The organism is Phenylobacterium sp. (assembly GCF_030693405.1).
Lineage (GTDB): Bacteria > Pseudomonadota > Alphaproteobacteria > Caulobacterales > Caulobacteraceae > Phenylobacterium.
Genome location: NZ_JAUYAW010000074.1, coordinates 15,173 through 40,594, shown reverse-complemented (window position 1 = coordinate 40,594; position 25,422 = coordinate 15,173). Strand labels below are relative to the sequence as shown.

The 25,422-nt window shown below is 67.6% G+C and carries 23 protein-coding genes; 17 read left to right on the top strand and 6 right to left on the bottom strand.

Annotated features, from left to right (window positions below; genetic code table 11):
• On the bottom strand, window positions 1–1,054 hold a 1,054-nt coding region (locus Q8N19_RS16150), incomplete at its 3' end, for a peptidylprolyl isomerase (RefSeq protein WP_305592436.1).
• Between the two features lie 128 nt (window positions 1,055–1,182).
• Between Q8N19_RS16150 and tpiA the strand changes: the two genes are divergently transcribed.
• From tpiA to eno, 5 genes are all read left to right on the top strand, one after another.
• Window positions 1,183–1,935 (top strand): triose-phosphate isomerase, encoded by a 753-nt coding sequence (gene tpiA, locus Q8N19_RS16145; RefSeq protein ID WP_305592434.1) that lies wholly within the window; start codon window positions 1,183–1,185, stop codon window positions 1,933–1,935.
• A 156-nt stretch (window positions 1,936–2,091) separates the two neighbouring features.
• Window positions 2,092–2,541, top strand: a complete 450-nt coding sequence (secG, locus tag Q8N19_RS16140; RefSeq protein WP_305592432.1) for a preprotein translocase subunit SecG — start codon at window positions 2,092–2,094, stop codon at window positions 2,539–2,541.
• 151 nt (window positions 2,542–2,692) lie between these two features.
• Window positions 2,693–4,333, top strand: coding sequence for a CTP synthase (locus Q8N19_RS16135; RefSeq protein ID WP_305592430.1), 1,641 nt, complete (start codon window positions 2,693–2,695; stop codon window positions 4,331–4,333).
• A 138-nt stretch (window positions 4,334–4,471) separates the two neighbouring features.
• Window positions 4,472–4,654 carry a 50S ribosomal protein L32 gene (gene rpmF / locus Q8N19_RS16130; RefSeq protein ID WP_293409299.1) on the top strand — a complete coding sequence of 61 codons (183 nt, stop codon included), beginning with the start codon at window positions 4,472–4,474 and terminating at the stop codon, window positions 4,652–4,654.
• A gap of 155 nt (window positions 4,655–4,809) precedes the next feature.
• A complete protein-coding gene (gene eno / locus Q8N19_RS16125) occupies window positions 4,810–6,090 on the top strand; it encodes a phosphopyruvate hydratase (protein ID WP_305592428.1) in 1,281 nt (426 codons plus the stop codon).
• Here the strand turns inward: eno and Q8N19_RS16120 are convergent.
• A complete protein-coding gene (locus Q8N19_RS16120) occupies window positions 6,087–7,199 on the bottom strand; it encodes a sugar MFS transporter (RefSeq protein ID WP_305592426.1) in 1,113 nt (370 codons plus the stop codon). The two genes, eno and Q8N19_RS16120, sit on opposite strands and share 4 nt — an antisense overlap.
• A gap of 212 nt (window positions 7,200–7,411) precedes the next feature.
• Between Q8N19_RS16120 and Q8N19_RS16115 the strand changes: the two genes are divergently transcribed.
• The 6 genes from Q8N19_RS16115 to lpdA are packed head-to-tail and all read left to right on the top strand — an operon-like array spanning window position 7,412 to window position 13,323.
• Window positions 7,412–7,726, top strand: coding sequence for a septum formation initiator family protein (locus tag Q8N19_RS16115; RefSeq protein WP_305592424.1), 315 nt, complete (start codon window positions 7,412–7,414; stop codon window positions 7,724–7,726).
• A gap of 58 nt (window positions 7,727–7,784) precedes the next feature.
• The gene (gene pdhA, locus Q8N19_RS16110) at window positions 7,785–8,813 is read left to right on the top strand and encodes a pyruvate dehydrogenase (acetyl-transferring) E1 component subunit alpha (protein ID WP_305592422.1); all 1,029 of its coding nucleotides are present in this window, start codon (window positions 7,785–7,787) and stop codon (window positions 8,811–8,813) included.
• On the top strand, window positions 8,810–10,213 hold the full coding sequence (locus Q8N19_RS16105) for a pyruvate dehydrogenase complex E1 component subunit beta (protein ID WP_305592420.1): 1,404 nt from the start codon (window positions 8,810–8,812) through the stop codon (window positions 10,211–10,213). The genes pdhA and Q8N19_RS16105 overlap by 4 nt, the downstream gene beginning before the upstream one ends.
• The gene (locus Q8N19_RS16100; RefSeq protein ID WP_305592418.1) at window positions 10,210–10,620 is read left to right on the top strand and encodes a GFA family protein; all 411 of its coding nucleotides are present in this window, start codon (window positions 10,210–10,212) and stop codon (window positions 10,618–10,620) included. The genes Q8N19_RS16105 and Q8N19_RS16100 overlap by 4 nt, the downstream gene beginning before the upstream one ends.
• Window positions 10,617–11,909 carry a pyruvate dehydrogenase complex dihydrolipoamide acetyltransferase gene (locus tag Q8N19_RS16095; RefSeq protein WP_305592416.1) on the top strand — a complete coding sequence of 431 codons (1,293 nt, stop codon included), beginning with the start codon at window positions 10,617–10,619 and terminating at the stop codon, window positions 11,907–11,909. Before Q8N19_RS16100 ends, Q8N19_RS16095 begins: the two co-directional genes overlap by 4 nt.
• A gap of 13 nt (window positions 11,910–11,922) precedes the next feature.
• Window positions 11,923–13,323: a dihydrolipoyl dehydrogenase gene (gene lpdA / locus Q8N19_RS16090; protein ID WP_305592414.1), complete on the top strand. Its 1,401-nt coding sequence runs from the start codon at window positions 11,923–11,925 to the stop codon at window positions 13,321–13,323.
• Between the two features lie 19 nt (window positions 13,324–13,342).
• On the opposite strand, the gene Q8N19_RS16085 is transcribed toward lpdA, so the two are convergent.
• Both Q8N19_RS16085 and Q8N19_RS16080 read right to left on the bottom strand, forming a co-directional pair.
• Window positions 13,343–14,899, bottom strand: coding sequence for an AMP-binding protein (locus Q8N19_RS16085; protein ID WP_305592412.1), 1,557 nt, complete (start codon window positions 14,897–14,899; stop codon window positions 13,343–13,345).
• Between the two features lie 117 nt (window positions 14,900–15,016).
• Window positions 15,017–16,045 carry an alpha/beta hydrolase gene (locus Q8N19_RS16080; protein ID WP_305592411.1) on the bottom strand — a complete coding sequence of 343 codons (1,029 nt, stop codon included), beginning with the start codon at window positions 16,043–16,045 and terminating at the stop codon, window positions 15,017–15,019.
• Window positions 16,046–16,133: 88 nt separating this feature from the next.
• Between Q8N19_RS16080 and lipA the strand changes: the two genes are divergently transcribed.
• Window positions 16,134–17,120, top strand: coding sequence for a lipoyl synthase (lipA, locus tag Q8N19_RS16075; protein WP_305592410.1), 987 nt, complete (start codon window positions 16,134–16,136; stop codon window positions 17,118–17,120).
• A gap of 10 nt (window positions 17,121–17,130) precedes the next feature.
• Window positions 17,131–17,592, top strand: a complete 462-nt coding sequence (locus tag Q8N19_RS16070; RefSeq protein WP_305592408.1) for a type II toxin-antitoxin system RatA family toxin — start codon at window positions 17,131–17,133, stop codon at window positions 17,590–17,592.
• Between the two features lie 4 nt (window positions 17,593–17,596).
• Here Q8N19_RS16070 and Q8N19_RS16065 read toward each other — a convergent pair whose 3' ends face one another.
• Complete coding sequence (locus Q8N19_RS16065; protein ID WP_305592406.1) at window positions 17,597–18,088, bottom strand: CinA family protein; 492 nt, start codon at window positions 18,086–18,088, stop codon at window positions 17,597–17,599.
• A gap of 95 nt (window positions 18,089–18,183) precedes the next feature.
• On the opposite strand from Q8N19_RS16065, the gene Q8N19_RS16060 reads away from it, so the two are divergent.
• A complete protein-coding gene (locus Q8N19_RS16060) occupies window positions 18,184–20,439 on the top strand; it encodes a spermidine synthase (RefSeq protein WP_305592404.1) in 2,256 nt (751 codons plus the stop codon).
• Between the two features lie 128 nt (window positions 20,440–20,567).
• On the opposite strand, the gene Q8N19_RS16055 is transcribed toward Q8N19_RS16060, so the two are convergent.
• Window positions 20,568–21,716, bottom strand: coding sequence for a bifunctional 2-C-methyl-D-erythritol 4-phosphate cytidylyltransferase/2-C-methyl-D-erythritol 2,4-cyclodiphosphate synthase (locus Q8N19_RS16055; RefSeq protein WP_305592402.1), 1,149 nt, complete (start codon window positions 21,714–21,716; stop codon window positions 20,568–20,570).
• 90 nt (window positions 21,717–21,806) lie between these two features.
• Here Q8N19_RS16055 and dusB point away from each other — a divergent pair, with 90 nt between their 5' ends.
• Genes dusB through Q8N19_RS16040 form a run of 3 tightly spaced genes read left to right on the top strand, consistent with a single transcriptional unit; the run spans window position 21,807 to window position 25,344 of the window.
• Window positions 21,807–22,814, top strand: coding sequence for a tRNA dihydrouridine synthase DusB (dusB, locus tag Q8N19_RS16050; protein WP_305592400.1), 1,008 nt, complete (start codon window positions 21,807–21,809; stop codon window positions 22,812–22,814).
• Window positions 22,811–23,926, top strand: a complete 1,116-nt coding sequence (locus Q8N19_RS16045; RefSeq protein ID WP_305592399.1) for a nitrogen regulation protein NR(II) — start codon at window positions 22,811–22,813, stop codon at window positions 23,924–23,926. The genes dusB and Q8N19_RS16045 overlap by 4 nt, the downstream gene beginning before the upstream one ends.
• Entirely contained in the window at window positions 23,923–25,344 is a 1,422-nt protein-coding gene (locus tag Q8N19_RS16040; protein ID WP_305592397.1) for a sigma 54-interacting transcriptional regulator, read from the top strand. The genes Q8N19_RS16045 and Q8N19_RS16040 overlap by 4 nt, the downstream gene beginning before the upstream one ends.
• The last annotated feature ends 78 nt before the right edge of the window (window positions 25,345–25,422 follow it).

Below are 25,422 nucleotides of genomic sequence, written 5' to 3'. Positions count from 1 at the left end.
TGATCACCTTGACGACGGACAGGCCAAGATCGCCGGTGATCGGATCGCTGACCGCGCCCTGGGCCAGGGCGAAGGCGGCTTCAGCCACCTTGCGGTCTGCGATGGCGCTGCGGGGACGGGCGTCATAGGTCACCGGCTCGACCCCGAGATCCTGGGCCACCGCGGCGGGGGCCTCGCCCTGACGCAGACGCTGGACGATCCGGGCGGCCGTCGCCTGATCCCGCGCCGGAACCTGGACCAGGGTCCGGGTCTCGGGTTGGGACAGGGTGTCACGACGGAAGGCGAAGCGCTCTTCGAGGGCCGCCTGAGTCACAGGCGCCGCAAGATCCTGCGGACGGGGCGCGAAGCGGACCAGCGACAGCACGCGGAATTCCGGCATGCGCAACTGGTCGGCGTTCTCCTCCATGAAGGCTTGAAGTTGGGCGTCGGTTGGCGCGCCGGGCGCCTGCACCGAGGCCACGCCGACCTGGAAGTAGCCGAGATCCCGTTCTTCCAGGTCGACCAGGGCCGCCAGGGCGCCATAGGCGCGGGGCGCGCGCAGGCCGCTGACCAGGCCGGACGCGAAATGCTGCTGAGCGATCTCATCCTTGAGCACTTCGATGAAGCGATCCGAAGTCAGATTGGTCTCCCCCAGTCGCTGCTCCATCAGGTTCTTGTCGAACCGTCCGCTGATGGGATCGAAGAAGGCGGGGATCTGACGAAGCTGATCGGTGACGAGGTTGTCGCCGGGGCGCAGGCCCATGCGATCAAGCATCTCGGCCAGGGATTCCTGGGTGGCGACCTGCTCAAGCAAGCCGGCGATCACCCCGTTGTCCGCCGCCATCTGGGGCGTGATCGGCTGGCCCATCTGCTGCTCGGCGTTCTGGCGCCACTGGTCATACGCTCGGCGGAAATCCTGGTCGCTGAAGCTGCGGTCGCCCGCCTTCACCACAGAGGAGGAGATCTGTCCCTGCAGGATGTCGGACATGCCGAACACGGCGAAGCTGATGACCAGCAGGCCGATCAGAATGGCCGCCACCCAGGATTTGGCGAAGGCGCGAAAAGCGGAGATCATGGGAGGACCCTTCCTCGGGCGCGAAGTCCAGAGGGGCGGGTATAGTGGAGGCGGCTTCCCCCCCGCAAGCACGTGACAGCGACGATCGCTTGGCTTATCGGCCAGACCCATCCCACGGAGAGGCCCAGATGACCCCACCCACCCCCCTGATCGCCGGCAACTGGAAGATGAACGGGACGGGGCAGGCCCTGGTCGAGGCGCGCGCCATCGCTGGGGCCGCAGACGCTGCTGGCGTCCGCCTGGCGCTCTGTCCGCCCGCCACTCTGCTTGAGCGGATGAGCCGCGAGGTGGCGGGATCAAAGCTGGAGATCGGCGGTCAGGACTGCCATGCCGAGGCTTCGGGCGCCTTCACCGGGGATGTGTCTGCCGAGATGCTGGCCGAGGCCGGAGCGCAGCTTGTCATCCTCGGGCATTCCGAGCGCCGGGCCGGCTATGGTGAGACGGACGCCGTCGTCGCGGCCAAGGGCAGCGCGGCCCTGCGGGCGGGCCTGGAGCCGATCATCTGCGTTGGCGAGACCCGCGCCGAGCGGGAGGAGGGCCGGGCCCTGGCTGTGGTCACCCGTCAGATCCGCGGATCTCTGCCGGCCGAGCTGTCGGGCAAGGCCCTCACCGTCGCCTATGAGCCGGTCTGGGCCATCGGCACAGGGCTGACGCCGACCCTGGAGGATATCACTGAGGTCCACCACGCCATCCGCGCGACCTTGATGGACATGTTTGGCGAGGCCGGGGCGGCGCCCGCCATCCTCTATGGCGGCTCGGTGAAACCCGGCAACGCCGCGGAAATCCTGGCCCTGCCCGAGGTGGGCGGGGCGCTGGTGGGCGGTGCGTCTCTGAAGGCGGCCGACTTCCTGGCCATTGTCGCGGGCGCGCCGAGGGCCTAGCTATTGAACGGCGGGTCTCTCAACAGCCCCCTCGATCCGCCGCAGCCCGATCTTGGCCCTATGGCCTTGCGGTCTTCGGGATGATAGAGCGCGCGCTTGGTTTTTCGGCGCGGGTTTCCTGACGGAGCCCCGCGCCCAGACGTTTTGGACTTGTCCATGCTTCTCAGCATTCTGCTCGGTATTCAGATCCTGGTCTGCCTGGCCCTCATCGGCCTCGTGCTGCTGCAGCGCTCGGAGGGCGGTGCGCTCGGCATGGGCGGCGGCGGCTCGGGCAATTTCATGAGCGCCCGGGGCGCCGGCGATTTCCTGTCGCGCTTCACCTGGATCCTGGGCGGCGTCTTCTTTGCGCTCAGCCTGACCATCACCCTGGTGTCGGGCCGCGTCAGCGGCGGCTCAGCGGTGGACCGGCTGAATATCGAAGCCATTGATCCTAGCCAGCTGAACACCGCCCCCGTGGCGCCGGCCCCGGCCATTCCGGCTGAAACCAGCACGGGTGGCCTCGACGCCCCGGCGGCCCAGATTCGCAACCCCTTCCTCGATAGCGAGACCGCGCCGGCTGAAGGCGCGGCGACCGCGCCGACGACGCCAGCGACGCCAGCGCCATAGTCGGCGCCCTGAAGAACCCGCAATCGGTCCGCTGAGCCCAAGGGTCGCGGACCATGAGCTCCCAGTCTTGGGCCGACCTTGGCCCGGTCAGACGTTATGGCGCACCTCCCATGGGGGGCGGCGCCCCGAATCGATGGTAGGTTGATCGCCCATGACCCGGTACATTTTCATCACCGGCGGCGTGGTCTCCTCCTTGGGAAAAGGTCTCGCCTCCGCCGCCCTTGGCGCGCTCCTGCAGGCTCGCGGCTATAAGGTCCGCCTGCGCAAGCTCGACCCCTATCTGAACGTCGATCCGGGCACGATGAGCCCCTATCAGCACGGGGAGGTTTTCGTCACCGAGGACGGGGCTGAAACCGACCTGGACCTGGGCCACTACGAGCGGTTCACGGGCGTCAACGCCACCCGCGGCGACAACGTCACCACGGGCCAGATCTACAAGACCATCCTGGAGAAGGAGCGACGCGGCGACTATCTGGGCGCCACCGTCCAGGTCATTCCCCACGTCACCGACGAGATCAAACGCTTCGTCCTGTCCGATCCCGGCGAGGGGGTCGACTTCGTCCTGGTGGAGATCGGCGGCACGGTTGGCGACATCGAGGGCCTGCCTTTCTTCGAGGCCATCCGCCAGCTTGGCCAGCAGTTGCCCCGCGGCCATGTGTGCTTCGTCCACCTGACCCTGCTGCCCTATATCAAGACCGCCGGCGAGATGAAGACCAAGCCGACCCAGCATTCGGTCAAGGAGCTGCGATCCATCGGCATTCAGCCCGACATCCTGCTCTGCCGCTGCGAGACTGAGATCCCGGCCGGGGAGCGGCGCAAGATCGCGCTGTTCTGCAATGTCCGCGAAAGCGCGGTGATCGAGGCTCAGGATTCCTCCAGCATCTACACCGTGCCGCTGGACTATCACCGCCAGGGCCTGGACACCGAGGTGCTGGAAGTGTTCGGCATCACCGATGCGCCAGCGCCAGACCTGTCGCGCTGGGAGACCATCGGCCACACCCTGACCCACCCCGACGGCGAGGTGAACATCGCCATCGTCGGCAAGTATACCGGCCTGACTGACGCCTATAAGTCCCTGGTCGAAGCCCTGGTCCACGGGGGCGTGGCCAACAATGTCCGGGTCCGATTCGACTGGGTCGAGGGCGAGGCCTTCGAGGGCGGAGACGAGAGCCTGATCTCCGAACGCCTCACCGGGGTGCATGGGGTTCTGGTGCCCGGCGCCTTCGGGCAGCGGGGCTCTGAGGGCATGATCGAGGCGGTCCGCTTCGCCCGGGAACACGAAATCCCCTATTTCGGCATCTGCTTCGGTATGCAGATGGCCATGATCGAAGCCGCCCGGAATCTGGCCGGCCTGAAGGACGCCTCATCCACGGAGTTTGGCCCGACGTCGGAACCTGTCGTCGGCCTGATGACCGAGTGGGTGCGCGGCAACGAGCGGGAGACCCGCGGCGAGGGCGACAATCTGGGCGGCACCATGCGCCTGGGCGCCTATGACGCGGTCCTGACACCGGGGTCCCGGGTGGCGGACATCTATGGCGGCCAGGCGATCAGCGAGCGCCATCGGCACCGATATGAGGTCAATATCGGCTACCGCGAGGCCATCGAGGGCACGGGCCTGACCTTCTCTGGCCTGTCCCCTGACGGCGTCCTGCCGGAAATCTGCGAGCGCGCCGACCATCCGTGGTTCGTCGGCGTCCAGTTCCATCCTGAGCTCAAGAGCCGCCCCTTCGAACCCCACCCCCTCTTCGCCAGCTTCATCGGCGCGGCCAAGGAACGGAGCCGGTTGGTCTGATGGCCAATCCCTTGGCGCCAACGTCGTTCTGGCGCCCAAGGCCGCTTGAAACTCCGGGCGGATTGCGTCATACACGCGCGCTCATGTCGGCGGCCCCCGCGGCCGCCGTCTCAATTTTTATACGCCTGCGAGATTCCCATGGCCGTTCCTAAGCGAAAAGTATCGCCCTCGCGGCGCAACATGCGGCGCTCCCACGATGCGCTGGGCAAGAACTCCTTTGTCGAAGACAAGGAAACCGGCGAGCTGAAGCGCCCCCACCACATCGACCTGAAGACCGGCATGTATAAGGGCCGTCAGGTCCTGACGCCGAAGGAAGACTAAGGCTCTTTCAGAGCCCGTCTTTCGTCGCAAGACATCAAGGCCTCGCCCGGACCGGGCGGGGCCTTTTGCGTGGCCGATTGCCCGCTCGCGCGAAGGTGGCTAAGCCTCCCGGGCCTTTCTGCAACCCTGCGCCGCCAAGCCTATTGAGGACCGCCATGACCGAGATCGTCGACATCACCGCCCGCGAAATCCTCGACAGCCGCGGCAACCCGACCATCGAGGTCGACGTGATCCTGGAAGACGGCGCGCTCGGCCGCGCCGCCGTCCCCTCGGGCGCCTCCACGGGCGCTCACGAGGCGGTCGAGAAGCGGGACGGGGACAAGGGGCGCTATCTCGGCAAGGGCGTGCTGGGCGCCATCGAGGCGGTCAATGGCGAGATCTATGACGCCCTGGCCGGCTTCGAGGCCGAGGACCAGCGTCGGCTGGACGCCACCCTGATCGCGCTGGACGGCACGGCCAACAAGTCGCGCCTGGGCGCCAACGCCATCCTGGGCGTCAGCCTGGCGACCGCCAAGGCCGCGGCCATCAGCGCCAACCTGCCGCTCTACAAGTATGTGGGCGGGGTCTCGGCCCGGGTGCTGCCGGTGCCGATGATGAACATCATCAATGGCGGGGCGCACGCCGACAATCCCATCGACATCCAGGAGTTCATGATCCTGCCCACCGGCGCCGACACCTTTGCCGAGGGTCTGCGCATGGGGGCCGAGATCTTCCACGCCCTGAAGAAGGCCCTGAAGGACGCCGGCCACAACACTAATGTGGGCGACGAGGGCGGCTTCGCCCCCAATATCGGCAGCGCCGAAGAGGCCCTGGCCTTCATCGTCAAGGCCGGCGAGGCGGCGGGCTATCGCTGCGGCGACCACTTCCACCTGGGCCTCGACGTGGCCTCCACCGAGTTCTTCAAGGACGGCAAGTACGTGCTGGACGGGGAGGGCAAGACCTTCGATCCGGCCGGCATGGTCGACTATCTCGCGGCTCTGGTGGCCAAGTTCCCCATCGTCTCGATCGAAGACGGCTGCGCCGAGGATGACTTCGCCGGCTGGAAGCTGCTGACCGACAAGCTGGGCGGCCAGGTCCAGCTGGTGGGCGATGATCTGTTCGTCACCAATCCGGCCCGCCTGTCGGACGGCATCGGTCAGGGCCTGGCCAACTCCATCCTCGTGAAGGTCAATCAGATCGGCACCCTGTCGGAGACCCTGGACGCGGTCGATATGGCGCACCGGGCCGGCTACACCGCCGTGATGAGCCACCGCTCGGGCGAGACCGAGGACTCCACCATCGCCGACCTGGCCGTGGCCACCAACTGCGGGCAGATCAAGACCGGGTCTCTGGCGCGCTCTGACCGGACGGCGAAGTACAACCAGCTGCTGCGCATCGAGCAGGAGCTCGGCGACCAGGCCCTCTATATCGGCCGCAAGGCGCTCAAGCACATCTAGGGCCGGCCCCCTGGGCGCAGGACCAGGGTCAGGGCCAGGAGCAGCGTGGGGATGGCGGCGTAGAGGCCAAGCCCCGCGCCCAATCCCCAGGCGTCCGCCACCCCTCCCACCAGGGCGGGGAAGCCCGCGCCGGCCAGGCCGATGATCGACACCGCCGCGCCCGTCGATCCGGCCTGACCAGGTCGCAGGGTCAGGACCAGACTCTGCAGCGCGGTGTAGAAGACCGCGCCGCTGACGCCGAAGACCAGCCCCCCGGCGACCACGAACCAGGCCTGTGGCGCGAAGGCCAGGACCGGCAGGCTCAGCGCCGCGACCAGGGCCGAGGGGGCCAGGACGGCGCCGGGGGACTCCTCCGGGATCAGCCGCTCGGCCAGGCCATAGCCGATCAGGCCGCCCACCAGGGCGCCTGTGGACAAGGCGACCGCCATGCCGGCGCCATGGCCCGCGACCTCCTCCAGATAGGCGATGAGGAAGGCCAGCAGCGGCTCGTCCAGCAGGGCGAAGAGCCCCATCATCACCGCCATCAGCAGCACCCGCCCGTCGGTGAGCACCGCCAGCAGGTCGCGGCCGGCGTGGGCGTCCTCGTCTCGGGGATGGGGCGGCGGGAACCGCTGGCTGGCCAGCCACACGCCATAGGCCAGCATCAGGCCGCCGCCGGCCAGGAACAGGCCGCGCCAGCCGAGGCCCAGGGCGGCGCCGGCGATCAGGGTCAGAGGCGCCACGAGATCGCCCACTGCTGACCAGGCGTTCACCCGCGCCAGGACCCGGGGCAGGTCTGGTCCGGCCAGGTCGACCAGGGCCACCTCGCAGCCATGGATGAAGGCGTCGCTGGCCGCGCCCCAGACAAAGGCCGCCGCGAACAGGATCCAGAAGCTGTCGGCCAGCCCGAAGGCGATCATGGCCGCGCCATAGGCCAGGGCGCCCAGCGCCGCCAGGGCGCGGCGGCTGACATAGTCGGCGGCGGCCTGAAAGACGACACCCACTATGCCGCCCAGGCTCAGCGCCGCCAGGACAAGGCCAGCTTCAGCGTAGCTTAGCCCGACATCCTGCCGCAGCCCCTCAAGGACGCCGGCAGGCAGGAAGGTGAACCACTCGTCGGCGAACCCCACCAGCAGCAGGGCCGCCGTCAGGGCGAAGGGCGCACGGGCGAGCGGCGGCAGCGCCCAATTGGCGGCGCGCTTCAGCCGGGCGGCGAGGACCTCAGATCAATTGGGCGGGTGCTTGCGATCCATGGCCGTGAGTTTTCACGGCAAACGGCTGAGCTGCAACGCAAAATTAAGCAGACCTGCCGAGTCTGGCTCATCCTTAACGTAGAATCGCCGTGCTCAACGCAGTCCGCCCCTACATCTCGACCGCCTTCCTCGCGCTCCTGATCGTCTATTTCGCCTATCACGCCTTCACCGGTCAGCAAGGCCTGCTGACCTCGGCCCAGCGTGACCAGACCCTGGCGGTGAAGTCGGCGGAGCTGAAGCAGCTGACCGCCCAGCGGCGGGACCTGGAGACCCGAGCCAAGCTTCTGCGCGACACCTCACTTTCGGCCGATCTGCTGGAAGAACGGGCCCGGTCCCTCCTAGGCTACAGCGACCCCAGGGACTATGTGATCCGTATCCAGCACGACGACTCGGCGGGCGGCTGACGGGACGGCCGGCTCTGGGTTAGGGTGCCTGAACGCAAACACGACCCGGGAGACAGACATGGCGCGCGCCAAACAGGCTGCCAAGACCGGCGCATCGTCGGCCGAGACGGTCGAGGGCCTCGGCAAGGATCAGCTGCTGGGCTTCTATCGCGACATGCTGCTCATCCGCCGGTTCGAAGAACGGGCCGGCCAGCTCTATGGCATGGGTCTGATTGGCGGCTTCTGCCACCTCTATATCGGCCAGGAAGCCATCGCCGTCGGCGTCCAGTCGATCCAGGAGAAGGGCGACCAGGTTATCACAGCCTATCGGGACCACGGCCACATGCTGGCCTGCGGCATGGAGCCCAACGAGGTGATGGCCGAGCTCACAGGCCGGTCCGGCGGCTCGTCCAAGGGCAAGGGCGGGTCGATGCACATGTTCTCCCGCGAGGCGGAGTTCTACGGCGGTCACGGGATTGTCGGCGCCCCGGCGCCCCTGGGCACGGGCCTCGCGCTCGCCAACCGCTACCGGGACAACGGCAAGGTGGCCTTCACCTATTTCGGCGACGGGGCCGCCAATCAGGGCCAGGTCTATGAGAGCTTCAATATGGCCGCCCTGTGGAAGCTGCCGGTCGTCTATGTGATCGAGAACAACCAGTACGCCATGGGCACGTCCCTGGAGCGGTCGTCCTCTGAGACCCACATGTACAAGCGCGGCGCCTCCTTCCGGATTCCGGGCGAAGAGGTTGACGGCATGGATGTTCTGGCCGTCCGCGACGCCGCCAGGCGCGCCGCAGCCCACGCCCGCAGCGGCGAGGGGCCCTTCATCCTGGAGATGAAGACCTATCGCTATCGCGGCCATTCCATGAGTGATCCGGCCAAGTATCGCACCCGGGAAGAGGTCGACGAGGTCCGCAAGACCCGCGATCCCATCGAGCATCTGCGGGAAAAGCTCGAAAAGGATGGCGTGGCCGATGAGGCGACGCTGAAGGCCATCGACGCCGAGGTGAAGCGCATCGTCGCCGACGCCGCCGAGTTCGCCCGCACGTCCCCCGAGCCGGAACTCTCCGAGCTCTATACCGAGGTCTATGTGGAGGCCGCCCAGTGACCGACATCCTGATGCCGGCCCTGTCTCCGACCATGGAAGAGGGGACGCTGGCCAAGTGGCACGTGAAGGTGGGCGACAGCGTCGCCTCTGGCGACGTGATCGCCGAGATCGAGACCGACAAGGCGACCATGGAGGTCGAAGCCGTCGATGAGGGCGTGATTGAGGAACTGCTGGTCGAGGCGGGCGCGGAAGGGGTGAAGGTCAACGCCCCCATTGCTCGCCTGTCGGGCGGATCTGCGTCGGCGAAGTCTGCGCCAACTGCCGATGAGCCCAAGGCCGCAGAGGCCCAAGCCTCCGGGGATCCGGAAAAGACCAGCCCGACCGAAGCCAAGGCGGAGCAGCCCGAGGGCGACGGACCAGCTGCTGTTCGGCCGAAAGAAGCCCTAGCCGACCCGGAAATCCCGGAGGGCGCCAAGCTGGTCAAGACGACCGTGCGCGACGCCCTGCGCGACGCCATGGCCGAGGAGATGCGCCGGGATGACACCGTCTTCCTGATGGGCGAGGAGGTCGCCCAGTATCAGGGCGCCTACAAGGTCAGCCGCGGTCTGCTGGAGGAGTTCGGCGAGCGCCGGGTGATCGACACCCCGATCACCGAGCACGGCTTTGCGGGCCTCGGGGTCGGCGCGGCCATGGCGGGCCTTAAACCCATCGTGGAGTTCATGACCTGGAACTTCGCCATGCAGGCCATCGACCACATCATCAATTCGGCGGCCAAGACCCACTACATGTCCGGCGGCCAGATCACCACGCCCATGGTGTTCCGCGGTCCTAACGGCGCAGCCTCCCGCGTGGCGGCCCAGCACAGCCAGGACTTCGCCGCCTGGTACGCTCACGTGCCGGGCCTGAAGGTCATCGCCCCCTATGACGCCGCCGACGCCAAGGGTCTGCTGAAGGCCGCGATCCGCGACCCCAACCCTGTCGTCTTCCTGGAGCACGAGATGCTCTATGGCCAGGAGTTCGATGTCCCCGAGGGTGAGGACCATGTCCTGCCCATCGGCCTGGCCAAGGTGCGTCGCGCCGGCGCCGATGTAACCATCACCGCCTATTCGCGCATGGTGGGCCTGGCCCTGAAGGCGGCCGAGGAGCTGGCCGCCGAGGGGATCGAGGCCGAGGTGGTCGACCTGCGAACCATCCGCCCGCTCGATCACGACACCGTCGTCGAGAGCGTCCAGAAGACTCATCGCCTGGTGACCGTCGAGGAAGGCTGGGGGCCCATGGGCGTCGGCGCAGAGGTGATCACTCGGGTGATCGAGCATGCCTTCGACTATCTCGACGCTCCGCCTGCCCGGGTCTGCCAGGAAGACGTGCCGTTGCCCTATGCGGCCAATCTGGAAGCCGCCTCGCTGCCGTCTGTGGAGAAGATCGTGAAAGCCGCCAAGGCGGTCTGCTATCGCTCATGACCGCGACGGCTGACCTGACCTGGCGCAGCGGCGGTTGCCATTGCCGGGCGGTGCGGTTCGAGGCCGCCCTGCCGTCCCGGGTGACCGCCCAGGCCTGCAACTGCTCCATCTGCGCCATGACGGGGTTCATCCACGCCATCGTCCCGGCCAGTCGGTTCCGCCTGGTCAAGGGCCAGGATCAGATCACCACCTATGTGTTCAACACCCGCGTGGCCCAGCACACCTTCTGCAAGGTGTGCGGGGTGAAGAGCTTCTACCGTCCCCGGTCCAACCCGGACGGCTGGTCGGTCAATGTCCGCTGCCTGGACCCGGCCGAGGACCTGAACTTCGATATCGAGCCCTTTGACGGCCAGAACTGGGAGGCCCACGCCGCGGGCCTCGCGCACCTCTCCAAGGAATCCGCATGACCGACATCCTGATGCCGGCGCTGTCGCCCACCATGGAGGAGGGCACCCTCGCCAAATGGCTGGTCAAGAAGGGGGACACCGTCGCAGCTGGCGACGTGATCGCCGAGATCGAGACCGACAAGGCGACCATGGAGGTCGAGGCGGTCGATGAGGGCGTCGTCGAGGAGATCCTGGTCGAGGCCGGCACCGAGGGCGTGAAGGTCAATGCGCCCATCGCCCGTCTGTCAGGCGGGACCGAGGCCAAGGCGCCCGAGCCCAAGGCCGCCGAAAAGGCCGCGCCGGAGCCCGCGCCCTCAAAGGCCGAAGCCAAATCTGAGCCGGCCGCCAAGGCCGAGCCCGCGCCGGCCAAGGTTGCGTCAGCCAAGAGCGGGGCCGGCGAACGCATCTTCGCCTCGCCCCTGGCCCGCCGGATCGCAGAGCAGAAGGGGCTGGACCTCTCGACCCTCACGGGCTCCGGCCCCCACGGCCGGATCATCGAGCGGGACGTCAAGGACGCCAAGCCGGGCGCGAAGCCCGCAGCGACGGCGGCGGCCGCGTCCACCGAGCGCCGCGGCGAAACCCGTCCGGTCCAGTCTCTGCAGCAGATGGGAATCCCCGAGGGCAGCTACGATCTCATTCCGCTGGACGGCATGCGCAAGACCGTGGCCCGGCGGATGACCGACTCCTTCCGAGACGTACCGCACTTCCCCCTGACCATCGACCTGGAGATCGACCGCCTGCTTGAGGCCCGGGGCCGCATCAACAAGATGCTGGAAAAGGACGGGGTGAAGGTCAGCGTCAACGACATCATCCTCAAGGCCTGCGCCGTGGCCCTGAAGCGGGTGCCCGAGGCCAACGCCTCCTATTCCCCTGAGGGCGTCGCCCTGCACCACCATGCCGACATCGCCATGGCGGTGGCCGTGGAGGGCGGGCTGATCACCCCGATCATCCGCAAGTGCGAGACCAAGGGCCTGGCGCAGATCGCGGCGGAGACCAAGGACCTGGCCGAGCGGGCCCGCACCCGCAAGCTGAAGCCCGAGGAGTTCCAGGGCGGCACCTTCAGTGTCTCCAACCTCGGCATGTTCGGCATCAAGTCCTTCGGCTCGATCATCAACGAACCGCAGGGCGCCATTCTGTCGGTGGGGGCCGGGACCAAACAGCCCGTGGTCCGCGGCGACCAGCTGGCCATCGCCACGGTGATGTCGGTGACCATGACCTGCGACCATAGGGTCGTAGACGGGGCGACCGGCGCCCGCTGGCTGGAAGCGTTCAAGGCTCTGATCGAAGAGCCTCTGGCGATGATGGTCTGAGGGGCCAAGACACATGGATTTTGACGTCATCATCGTGGGCGCAGGCCCTGGCGGCTACGTGGCCGCCATCCGGGCCAGCCAGCTGGGCCTGAAGACCGCCATCGTCGAACGCGAAGCGCTGGGCGGAGTCTGCCTGAACTGGGGCTGCATCCCCACCAAGGCGCTGCTCAAGTCCGGCGAGGTCTATGAGCAGCTGCATCACCTGGCCGATTACGGCCTGGCCGCCGACAAACCCCGCTTTGACTTCGCCAAGGTTGTGGAGCGCTCGCGCAAGGTGGCCGGGCAGCTGAACTCCGGCGTCGGCTTCCTCATGCGCAAGCACAAGATCGAGGTGATCGAGGGGACCGCCCGGCTCGAGAAGGGGACTCCAGCCCCCAAGGTCGTGATCGCCCAGAAGCGCGGCGGCGAGCGCACCCTCCAGGCCAAGCATGTCATCCTGGCCACGGGCGCCCGGGCCCGCACCCTGCCGCAGATCGGGCTGGAGCCGGACGGGGACCGGGTCTGGTCCTATCGCGAGGCCATGGTCCCGAAGGCCGCGCCCAAGTCGCTGATCGTCATCGGCTCAGGCGCCATCGGCATCGAATTCGCCAGCTTCTACCGCGCCCTGGGCGCCGAGGTGATGGTGGTCGAGGCCCTGTCGCGCATCCTGCCGGTGGAGGACGAAGAGGTCTCCACCGCCGCGCGCAAGGCCTTCGAGCGTCGGGGCCTGAAGTTCCGCATCGGGGCCACCGTCAAGAAGCTGACCAAATCCAAGACCGGGGTGGTGGTGGAAATCGAGACTGGCGGCAAGACCGAGGCCCTGGAGGCCGAGCGCGCCATCGTCGCCGTCGGCATCGTCGGCAATGTCGAGGACCTTGGGCTTGAGGCCCTGGGCGTGAAGATCGAGAAGACCCATGTGATCACCGACGCCCATGGCGCGACCGGCGTGCCGGGTCTCTACGCCATCGGTGACGTGGCCGGTCCGCCCTGGCTGGCCCACAAGGCGAGCCATGAGGGGGTGCATTGCGTCGAGCACATCGCCGGCCAGCCGCCTAAGAACCTGAACGCCCCAATCCCGGGCTGCACCTACGCCAACCCGCAGATCGCCTCAGTGGGACTGACCGAAGCCGCGGCCAAGGCGGCGGGGCGAAAGGTGAAGGTGGGAAGGTTCGCCTTCCGGGCCAACGGCAAGGCCATTGCGGCCGGCGAAACCGAAGGCTTTGTGAAAACCCTGTTTGACGCCGAGACCGGCGCCCTGGTGGGCGCGCACATGATTGGGGCCGAGGTGACCGAGATGATCCAGGGCTACGCCCTGGCCATGACGCTCGAGGCCACGGAGGCCGAGCTGCATGCGACGGTCTTCCCCCATCCGACCATGAGCGAAGCGATGCACGAATCCGCCCTCGACGCCTACGGCCTCGTCCTGCACGCTTGAGCCGTCTCCTGTGGTCGCTTCAGGCGACCCGGCGCAGCTCCGCCTCGGCCATGCGCTGGATGGCCACATAGTCGGTCTTGCCCGTGCCCAGCACCGGGATCTCCGGCACGCTGAGGATCTTGCGGGGAACGGTCAGCTCCGGCGCGCCGATGGCCTTGGCGTGCGCCAGAAGGGCGTCAACCTCCGCCCCGCGACGATCGGTCAGTAGGATCAGGCGCTCCCCCTTGCGCGGGTCGGGAACGGCGATGACGGCGTGCCGGCACTCCGGCCACACGGCCACGGCGATATCCTCGGCGGCGGTCAGGGAGACCATCTCACCGCCCACCTTGGCGAAGCGCTTCACCCGACCCTGGATCTTGATCCACTGGTCATTGCTCATGCTGACCACATCGCCCGTATCGTGCCAGCCATCGACCGGCGCCTCGATCGTGCCGTCGGCGGCGAGATAGCCGGCCATGATGTTGGGGCCGCGAACGAAAAGCTGCCCGCCGCCGGGAATGCCTTCGACCGGCTCAAGCCGGGTCTCGATCCCCGGCAACAGGCCGCCGACCGTGCCACGACGATTGTCGAGGGGCTTGTTCACCGCAATCACGGGCGCAGCCTCAGTGGCCCCGTAGCCTTCCAGCAGCGGGATGGGACCAAAGCGCTCGGCCACCAGATTGTGGGTCTCCTCGCGGACCTTTTCGGCGCCGCAGACCACGAACTTCAGCCCTGAGAGCTCCCCGGGCTCAGCGGCCCGGGCGTACTGATTCACAAAGGTGTCGGTGGCCAGCAGGATCGAGGCCTGAGAGTCGCGGATCAGCGGCGGAATCTGCTTGGTGTGCAGGGGCGAGGGGTACTGGAAGGCCTTCATGCCCGTCAGGATCGGCAGCAGCACGCCGCCAGTCAGGCCGAAGCAGTGGAAGATCGGCAAGGGATTGAACATCACCCAGTCGGGATCAAGGTCGATATGGGCGGCGATCTGCTGAACATTGGCCACCAGATTGGCCTGGCTCAGCACCACGCCCCGCGGCGCGCCGAAGCTGCCGGAGGTGAACAGGATGACGCCCGGATCGCTGGGCTTGCTGTTGGCCCGGAACTGCCGGGTCATCACCCCGCCGGCGGCGGCGAACAGCTTGTCGGCCAGCCCGACCTTCTCCCGCACCTCCTCGAGATAGACCACATTGGCGATCGGCTCGAGGGCGTCGATCAGGTCGTGCAGCTTGCCTTGTTCGATAAACCGGTGGGAGGTCAGCACAGTCTTCACCCCGGCCAGTTCGCAGGCGGCCTTCAGGTTGCGAATACCGGCCGTGAAATTCAGCATGGTCGGGGTGCGACCGAAGGCGTGCAGGGCGAAGAAGGTCACCACGCCACCGGCGCTGGAGGGCAGCATCACGCCCACCCGTTCGCCCTTGGCGGTGAAGCCGGCGATCTTGCGGCCGAGCGCGAAGGAGGCCTGGATCAAGCCCGTATAGGTGAGCGGATTGCGTTCCTGATCTTCCAGAATGGGCTTCTTGGCGCCGAAGCGCGCGCGGGCGGCGATCAGGGCGTCGAAAATCGAAATCTGGCTGTCGCGGGGATCGTATGCGGCGGTCACGGGCGAGGGCCTCCCTGGTCCCAGACGCCATTCTGTCGGGCGTCTTATTGAGCTCGCGACCCTAGAGGCGCCGCTAGCCGATGAAAAGATATGTGACAGTTCGTGATCGGCCCGCGGCTATTCAATGGCGTCGGGCTGGTCCGCAGCTGGCTCGGCCGGCGGAACCTGCGCATCCAGGAAGGTCGTCACCGCCCCGAGCCAGGCCCCCCGCACCGCGTCGGGGGCAAGGTGTGGCGCCGTACCATGCTGCGGCTGGATCACCGCTCGACAGTCCAGCTCGGCGCGGCAGGCGTCCGCCGAGGCGAGTCCCCGGGTGTTTTCCGACAGGACAAGGGCAGGGCGGTTCCTGATCGCCGAGGCGTGGTCATCGTGGGGCTGGGCCTGCCATGCGCGCCAAGCCAGGCTTTCTCCGCTCTGCCGCAGGTCGGGATTGGCCAGGCGCCAGCCATGGGCGACCCGGCCCCGCCAGGGATCGGCCCCGGGGGACGTCGCCGCTTCGGATACGCTCCGGGACCACGGCCGCCAGTCCGGGCTCGGCAAGCGGCCAAGACCAGCCCGGACGGCCAACTGTTCCCAAGGTCGCAGCGGCGGGCCCTGCGACAGGTCAGGCGCGGTCAGGATGACAGAACTCACGGGGGTGTCGAGGACCACCAAGGTGCCGAGGGCGACGGCAGCCGCGTCGCCCGAGGCCATCAAGGTCAGCGGGCGGTCAGGGTTCGGCCGGATGATCTGGGCGATCAGTGCGTCTACAGCCGACGGCGCTGAGCCTGCGGGGCCTGAATGAACCATGTCGTAGGGGGGCAGGAGGCGGCCCGATCCGCCGAACCCCGCCCACTCCAGAGTCCAGACCACGTAGCCGGCCTTGGTCAGGCCTGCGACCGTCTCGAACCAGACCTCGGCCGGTTCGTCACTGTCGGGCAGGATCAGCACCTGGGCCCGCCTTGCGGTTGCCACCGGCGTGGCCACCCCGTAGCGCAGTTCTGGTCCGCTGGGCGGCTGGATTGCGCCCCAGGCCCAGCCCTCTGGCGGCAGGAACCGCGGGGCGAGCCCGGGCGGCGATCGGCTGTCCAGGAGAGCCGGCCGGGGGCCGCCGGAATCGCAGGCCGTCAGAACGAGGGCGGCGAGGAGGGCGAGCCATGGGCGCATAGGGCAGTTTCAGCGCAGTTGGGGCCTGCTACGCAAGGGCGCACAATCGCGGCTTGATCCTGAGCCTCGGAGGGACGATCTAGACCCTATGACCGTCGTCATCGACAATCTGGCCAAGCCCCGTCCGCGCCACCCTGAAAAGCAGGCGAGGCCCGACACTCCGCTCCTGCGAAAACCCGACTGGCTGCGCGTGCGCGCCCCGGGTTCGGAGGGCTACGCCGCCACCCGCAGCGTCGTGAAGGCGCACGGGCTGGTCACCGTCTGCGAGGAGGCCGCCTGCCCGAACATTGGCGAGTGCTGGTCCCAGAGCCACGCCACCATGATGATCATGGGCGAGATCTGCACCCGAGCCTGCGCCTTCTGCAATGTGACGACGGGCAAGCCCAACCCCCTGGACCCGACCGAACCGGCCCGCGTGGCCGATGCGGTGGCCAAGATGGGGCTGAAGCATGTGGTCATCACCTCGGTCGATCGGGATGATCTGGCCGATGGCGGCGCCGCCCACCTCGCCGAGGTGGTGCGCGCAATCCGCGCCGCCGCGCCGCTGGCCACGGTGGAGATCCTGACGCCGGACTTCCTGCGCAAGCCGGTCTCGGCCATCGAGACCGTGATCGAATCGCGGCCTGACGTCTTCAACCACAATCTGGAGACGGTGCCGCGGCTCTATCTCTCGATCCGGCCCGGCGCCCGCTACTACAGCTCCCTGCGCCTTCTGGAGCGGGTCAAGGAACGCGACCCCGTCCAGTTCACCAAGTCGGGCCTGATGGTCGGCCTGGGCGAGACCAAGGAAGAGGTCATGCAGGTGATGGACGACATGCGCTCGGCCGGCGTCGACTTCCTGACCATCGGCCAATACCTGCAGCCGACCCGCAAGCATGCGGCCATCGACCGCTATGTGACGCCCGAGGAGTTCGGCGCCTATGAGGAGATCGCCCGGGCCAAGGGGTTCCTGATGGTCTCGGCCAGCCCGCTGACCCGCTCGTCCCACCATGCCGGCGAGGACTTCGCCAAGCTGCAGGCCGCGCGGCAGGCTCAGGAGGCTCGCGCCGCCGCCCAGGCCTCGATCCAGGCCTAGGCCGAGCCGCTTGTATCACCGCGTTCAGAAGGTGCTGCCGTACCGGCCTGACCAGCTGTTTGATCTGGTGGGGGACGTGGACCGCTATCCGGACTTCGTTCCCTGGATCACAGGCATGCGCAGCTGGAACCAGCGACCTGTGGGCGAGGGCGTCGACATGCTGGACGCCGAAGCGGCCGTCGGATTCTCGTTTCTCAGGGAGCGGTTCGCCACAAGGGTGCGGCGCGACGCCGTAGGACGGGTGATTCAGGTCAGCCTGATCTCCGGCCCCTTCAAGCGACTGGAGAACCGCTGGCGATTCCATGAGGACCCGGCCGGAACCCGGATCGAGTTCGAGATCGACTTCGAGTTCAAATCGAAGATGCTGGCGGCCCTGCTCAGCGCCAACTTCCACAGCGCCGTCGACCGGTTGATCGGCTGCTTCGAAGCAAGGGCGAGGAGCCTCTACGGTCCCTCAACCGATCCCGCCTGAGGCCTCAGGTCAGCCGCTCGCGCAGCATCTCCAGAGCGGCCTGAGCGGCGGCCTGCTGGATTTCGAAGCGGGTCTCGAACTCAAACAGCTCAGCCCGGTGGGTAAGGCCGTGATTGGTCCGCGCCGTGGCGATATGCACCGTGCCCACAGGCTTCATCCGCGTGCCGCCGTCGGGTCCGGCGATGCCAGTGATGGCTACAGCCAGATGGGCGTTTGAGTTCTCCAGCGCGCCCTCGGCCATCATGCGGGCGACCGGCTCGGAGACGGCGCCCAGATCGGCGATCAGATCCCCCGGCACCCCGAGCATGTCCTGCTTGGCGCGGTTGGAATAGGTGACAAAACCCCGGTCTAGGACGTCAGATGCGCCCGGAATCGCGCAGATCGCCGCGCTTACCAGCCCGCCGGTGCAGCTCTCCGCCGTGACGATTCGCAGGGATTTCTGGCGAGCCTCATCGATGAGAAGCCGCGCCAAGGTCTCGATTTCCAAAGAAAACATGGCTGTATCCGATGCCAGGTACGAAAGGGCGCTAGGCGCCGGGTCGGTCAGACCACACCATTGGCCGCCCTGACCTTACAAGCCGAATCGGCGCCATGACCCTGCAGGACACCCTCCCCAAGGCCAAACCCGCCGTCGCGCCTGCCCTGTTTGGCCTTACGGTCTTTGCCAGCGCCACCCTGGTCTTCATGGTGCAGCCCATGGCCGCCAAGTTGCTGCTGCCCCTGATGGGCGGCGCGCCGGCGGTGTGGAACACCAGCATGGCCTTTTTCCAGGCCGCGCTTCTGGCGGGCTATGCCTATGCGCACCTGCTGCAGCGGGTCGGGACCGTGCGTCGTCAGGCGATGATCCACGGTGGCGCTCTGCTGCTGGCCGCCCTTGTCTTGCCCCTTCGGGTCCACGAACTGCTCGGGCCGCCGACCTCAGATCACCCGGCGCTTTGGCTGCTGGCCGCGCTGGCCCTGATGGTGGGCGCGCCGTTCGCAGTGCTGTCGGCGACCGCGCCGCTGACCCAGGCCTGGCATGCGCGCATCTTTCGCGAAGGGGAGGGGCGTGGCCCCTATGTCCTCTATGCCGCGAGCAATCTGGGCAGCCTGATCGCCCTCTTGGCCTACCCCTTGGTCGTGGAGCCGAGTCTGGCCATCCAGGCCCAGACCTTCATCTGGAGCCTGGCCTATGGGGGCTTTGTGGTGCTGATGGCCAGCCTCGCCCTGCTGGTGTCGCGGGCGCCCCGGATCGAGGTGAGCGCGCCCCATCCGACCGTCCAGATCGAGGCCGCCCTGAGCGGTCGGCCCTGGCGTGAACGGCTGATCTGGATCGGGCTGGCGGCGATCCCCTCAAGCCTGATGCTGGGGGTGACCACCCATATCACCACCGATGTGGCCTCAGCCCCCTTCATCTGGGTGGTGCCGCTCGCCCTCTATCTGCTGACCTTCATCATCGCCTTCCAGGAGCGGCCGCTGATCTCCCCGGAGACGGCGCTGATGTTCCAGGCCGCCGCCGTGGCGGCCTGCGCCGTGATCATGCCGTTCCACACCACCAACCTGGTCATCCAGCTTGGCGTTCATCTGGCCGCCTTTTTCCTCACGGCTCTGGTCTGCCACCAGGCCCTGGTGGCCCGGCGCCCACCGCCCGCGCGGCTGACGGAATTCTATCTCTGCCTGTCCATTGGCGGCGTGGTCGGGGGCGGCTTCAACGCCTTCGTCGCCCCGGTCATCTTCACCAATGTCTGGGAATACCCCCTGGTCCTGGCCCTGTCCTGTCTGGCCAGGCCGTGGACCTGGGAGACTGGCCCCTTCTGGCGCTGGGGTCTGTTCGCGGTCTGCGTCGTCGCGGTGATCGCCGCGCCAGTTCTGTCGGGGCTCTATGCGCAGAGCGAGGGGGTGGTGCGGATCCTGCTCGGAGTCGTCACGGTCTCGGCCTTCCTGATCCGGCGCAGCACACTGCTCTTCCTGGCGACGGTGTCGATGCTGCTGGTGTCGGCGCAGATGGCTGGCGACCGCGTGGATGTACGACAGACCTGGCGAAGTTTCTTCGGGGTGGCTCGTCAGTCGGTGATGCCGGTTCAGGCCCTCGGCGGGACTGTCCACATGCTGGCCCATGGCACGACCCTGCACGGCGCCCAGGCCCAGGCGCCTGAGCACCGCTGCCGGCCGCTGGTCTATTACGCCCCGGAGACGCCCATCGGGCAGGTGTTCGCCGCCAAGCGGGCCGAGAAAGCCAGCCTGACCATCGGCGCAGTGGGCCTCGGCACCGGCACGGTGGCAAGCTATGTGCGGGCTGAGGACCGGCTCACCTTCTTCGAGATCGATCCCCTGATGGTCGAGATCGCCAACGACCCGGCCTATTTCTCCTACACGACCGAATGCGCCAAGGGGCCGATCGACTATGTGATCGGCGACGCCCGGCTGACCCTGGAGGACCAGTCGGAGGGCCGCTTCGACCTCCTGTTGCTGGACGCCTTCTCCTCGGACGCCGTCCCGGCCCACCTGCTCACGGTAGAAGCCGTGGAGATGTACCTGGCCAGGCTGAAGCCGGACGGCGTGCTGGTGATGCACCTGTCCAACCGCAATCTGGACCTGATCTCGCCGGCCATGGCGGTGGTGGCGGCCGCCGGCGGCCATGGCCTGCTGCAGCGCCACGCCGCGGCCTATGACAGTCCCGTCCTTTGGGAGTCGGCGGAAGACGTCATCATCGTCACCCGGACTTCGGAGGGCCTGCTGCCCTACAAAAGCGATGGGCGCTGGGATCAGATCGATGGGGGCCTGACGGCGCCCTGGACCGACGCCTACACCAACCTGCCCGGCGCGCTCTACGCACGCATGAAGGAAGTCTGGACCTGGCTGCCGTAAGTCGGCGCGGGCGCCCTAGAGCATTTTCCGATAAGTGTGACGCGGTTATCGGATCAAAAATGCTCTAACTTTATGATTTAGAGCCCTTTTTATCCGATCTGATTGAAGCAATCGGATCGGAAGGGGCTCTAGCGGGGCAGTTCGATCGTCGCGATCGCCTGGGCCGCCAGGCCCTCCTGTCGGCCGGTGAAGCCCATGCCCTCGGTCGTCGTGGCCTTCACGCTGACTTGGTCTTCAGCCACGCCCAGAATTTCAGCCAAGCGCGTGCGCATGGCGTCACGATGGGGCCTGATCCTCGGTCGCTCGCAGATGAGCGTGACATCTACATTGACGATCTGCCCGCCCCGCGCCCGGACAAGGTCGGCGGCGTGAGCCAGGAACCGGTCTGAGGCGGCGCCGCGCCATTGCGGGTCGCTGGGGGGAAAATGCTCACCGATATCCCCAGCGCCCAGGGCGCCAAGCAGGGCGTCGGTCAGGGCGTGCAGGCCAGCGTCGGCGTCGGAGTGGCCGATCAGGGTCTGATCATGGTCGATCCGCACCCCACAGAGCCAGACAGCGTCCCCGGGACCCCACCGGTGGGCGTCGTAGCCCATTCCTGTGCGGACCTGCCGGGCGCCGCCGGCCAGTTGCTCGGCCATGAGGAAATCCTCCGGATAGGTCAGCTTGAAGAGCAGAGGGTCGCCTGGAACGAGGGCCACCTCACCGCCGGTGCTCGAGACGACCTGGGCGTCGTCGGTGGGCTCTGTGGCGAAGTCCCAGGCCGCGTAGCCACGCCTTAGCGCGCCCAGGGCGAAAGCCTGCGGCGTCTGGGCGCGCCAGAGGCTCTCTCGCGACGGCGTCCCGAGTCGTCCCTCTTCCTGAAGCTTTAGGGTGTCAGCCAGGGGCAGGGCGAGGATTGCGCCCTCGCGCGCCTCCAGAGCCGCCAGCAGTCGCGCCACATGGGGTCTGGCGAGAAACGGTCGCGCGGCATCGTGGACCAGGACCCTATGGTCGTCCGGCGCCTCAGCGAGCTGCACCAGGCCCGCCTGCACCGAGGCGGCCCGGGTGGCGCCCCCCGTGACGAATGTGATCCCGGTCAGACCGCTCAGGGCCGCCTCGGCCTCAGCGCGCATGTCGTCGGCGACAACGACCAGCAGGGGCGCTGCGCCGGCTGCGGCCAGGGCCTCAACAGACCATCTGGCCACCGCCCGGCCGCCCAGGCGGCGCCACACCTTGGGCGCGCCCGCGCCGGCGCGAAGGCCGCTTCCCGCGGCGACCACTATGGCCGAAAAGCTCATGGCGTGTGTTTAGGCGCTCGGACGATGTTGTCCAGGCTTTACGGCGCCGCACAAATTGCCTAAAAAGCGGTCGGTAGGGGTGACTATAAAATGAGCAAACAGCTCAAGGTCGGTACGGTGAAGGTGGGCGGGCGCGTGTGGATTGCGCCTATGACCGGCGTGTCTGATCTGCCGTTCCGTCGTATAGCCAGCCGCCTGGGAGCGCCCTATGTGGCGACCGAGATGGTGGCTTCGGACGAATTCGCCAGGGGGCGGCCCGACGTGGTCCGTCGTGCCGCGGTCGGCGAGGGCCTGCCCCTCATGGTCGTTCAGCTGGTGGGCAAGGATCCCGCCACCATGGCGCAGGGCGCGCGGCTGGCGGTTCAGGCCGGCGCCCAGATCATTGATCTCAACTTCGGCTGCCCAGCGCGGGAGGTGACCGGTGTCGCCTGCGGCTCGGCCCTGATGCGTGAACCCGAACTCGCCGAAGCCATCGTCGCGGCCGTGGTGGAGGCCGCCGAGGTTCCGGTGACCGCCAAGATGCGCCTCGGCTGGGATGAGGCCTCGCTCAATGCGCCCGACCTCGCGGTCCGGTTCCAGAGTCGCGGGGTCCAGGCGATCACGGTCCATGGCCGCACCCGCAGCCAGTTCTACCGCGGCGCCGCCGACTGGGCCGCCGTGGCGCCGGTGAAGGCCGCCGTGGATATCCCGGTGATCGTCAATGGCGACATCGTCGATGGCGCCACGGCTCGGGCGGCGCTGGATCAATCCGGCGCCGATGGGGTGATGGTCGGCCGCGGCGTGTATGGCCGCCCCTGGATCGCCGCTGAGATTGAGGCGTCGCTGTCGGGTGAGGCTTTCGAAAGCCCTGACATCGAGACCCGCCTGGCGATCGTGCTGGCGCACCTCGACGACAGTCTCGACTTCTATGGCGAACGCCTGGGCCTGCGAATCTTCCGCAAGCATCTGGCCGCCTACATCGACAACGCGCCCTGGCCCACGCAGGCCGAGGCCAGGCGAGCCGCCCGTGGGCGGATCTGCCGACTGGAGGATTCGTCCCAGGTGAAACTGGAGCTGATCGCGCTGTGGCGCGATCCCGAGACAAGGTTGGCCGCATGACCAGTCGGATCAGAACCACTCCCGCCGGCGTCGATCTGAACGCCCTCAAATCCGCGGCCTTCGACCTGAGCCCTGAACCCGCCCTGGTGATCGACGGCCAAGGCGCCTTGATCGCCGCCAACGAGGCGGCCGAGGCCCTGTTTGGCCAGGGGCTGGGGCTGCTGGCGCGGGGACGGTTCCGCGCCGCCCTGCCGCCGGACTCGCCCCTGGTGGCGCTGCTCAACCGGGCCCTTGAAGAAGGTGGCGCGGTGCGCGAGCGGGGCCTTGAGATCAGTCTGTTCGGCCAGCCAACCTTTGAGGCCGATGGCGCGGCCGCGCCCCTGGGGGACGGATCAATCCTGCTGTCGCTGCAGGTGAAGGGCGGCGTCTTCTCCGAGTTCGGCGGGGATGCCGCAGGTCTCCGTTCGATCATGGGCCTGGGGCGCATGCTGGCCCACGAGATCAAGAATCCCCTGGCCGGCATTCGGGGCGCAGCCCAGCTGCTGAAGGCCGGCGCCCGGGCCGACGACGTTCCCCTGGCCCAGCTGATTGTCGATGAAACCGACCGGGTGAAGCGCCTGGTGGATCGTATGGAAGTCTTCGCCGACGACGCCCCGCCGGCAAGGGATCCGGTCAACATCCACGAGGTTCTCGACCGTGTGCGGGCGTTGGCGGTCAACGGTGTGGCCGACGGCCTGCTGCTGCGCGAACAATATGACCCGTCCCTGCCGCCGACTCCTGGGGACGAGGATCAGCTGATCCAGGTCTTCCTGAATCTGGTGAAGAACGCCTCCGAAGCCGCCCACATGCGCGGGGACGGTCGCGGCGAGGTGTTGATCACCACGGCGTTCCGCCATGGGGTGCGGGTACGCTCGGCCAAGAATCGCCCGCTGCGCGGCGCGCCTCTGGAGGTTCGCATCCAGGACAATGGGCCGGGCGTGCCGGCCCATCTACGCGAGAGCCTGTTCCAGCCCTTCGTGACCACCAAGCCCATGGGGGCGGGCCTGGGCCTTGCCCTGGTCTCCAAGCTGGTGGCCGGCCATGGCGGCTTGATCGACTTCGAATCCGAGCCCGGTCGGACTGTGTTCCGGGTGTTGCTTCCCATTGTGACTGAAAAGGACGTTACGGCATGAGCGCCGCCGGAAAGAAGATCCTGATCGCCGACGATGACGCCTCCATCCGGCTCGTCCTGTCCCAGTCCTTCACCCGGCTCGGCTACCAGGTGCGGGCCACGGGCAACGCCTCCACCCTGCTTAAGTGGGTGTCCGAAGGGGAGGGGGACCTGGTCATCACCGATGTGATGATGCCCGACGAGAACGTGTTCGACGTGCTGCCGCGGATCCGCAAGGAGCGGCCCAAGCTGCCCGTGATCATCATGAGCGCGCAGAACACCCTGCTGACCGCCGTCAACGCCGCCGAGATCGGCGCCTTCGACTATGTGCCCAAGCCCTTTGATCTCGATGACATGACCGCGCTCGCAAGGCGCGCCCTGGCGCGGCCGGCCGACCCGGAAGCCTCCAGGGCCCAGGCGCGGGCCATGCGCGATGAACGCCTGCCGCTGATTGGTCGGTCTGCGCCGATGCAGGAGGTCTATCGCACCATCGCCAGGCTGGTGGGCGCCGACCTCACCGTCCTGATCCTCGGGGAATCGGGCACGGGCAAGGAACTGGTGGCGCGGGCCCTGCACGACATGGGCCGACGCAAGGACGGCAAGTTCGTGGTCATCAATCTGGCCGCCACGCCCCGGGAGCGGGTCGAGGCCGAACTATTCGGCCGCGCCGACGGGGACAGCGGCAAGCTGGTGGAGGCCGACGGGGGCACCCTGTTCCTGGATGAGATCGGCGACATGCCGCTGGACGCCCAGACCCGCCTGCTGCGCGTAATCGACGGCTCTGAGCCCGCCCTCAATCCAAAGACCGGGCGTCGCCCAAACGCCCGCCTGATCGCCGCCACCAACCGTGACCTGCGCGCCCTGATCGCTCAGGGCCTGTTCCGTGAGGACCTCTATTTCCGGCTGAACGTAGCGCCGATCCGGCTGCCGCCCCTGCGCGACCGGACCGAGGACATCCCCGATCTGGCGCGCTCCTTCCTGCTGCGGGCCAATCGGGAAGGCCTGCCGTCCAAGACCATCGATCAGGCCGCTCTGGAGCGCCTGAAGCTGCACGCCTGGCCGGGCAATGTCCGCGAACTGGAAAACCTGATCCGCCGGGTCTGCGCCCTCTACGCCGAAGAGCTGATCACGGCGCGCATCGTCGAGAAGGAGCTTGCCGACCAGCAGCCGAGCCAGCCCGGCCAGGAGGGACCGCTGACCCTCGCCCAGCTGGTGGAGCGCCATCTGGGGGGCTATTTCGCCGAGCAGCCCGATGGGGTGCCGCCCGTGGGGCTCTATGATCGCGTGCTTGAGGAGGTCGAACGGCCCCTGATCCAGCTGACCCTGGCTGCTACACGGGGCAATCAGGTCCGCGCCGCCGAAATCCTCGGCCTGAACCGCAACACCCTGCGCAAGAAGATCCAGGACCTGGGCGTGGACCTGACCCGCGGACGCCGATGACGCCAGGCGATTTCGCAGGGGCGAACAACCTGACGTAATCTGGCAACATCTGTGTTGAGTTCCAGACACAGTTGAGCC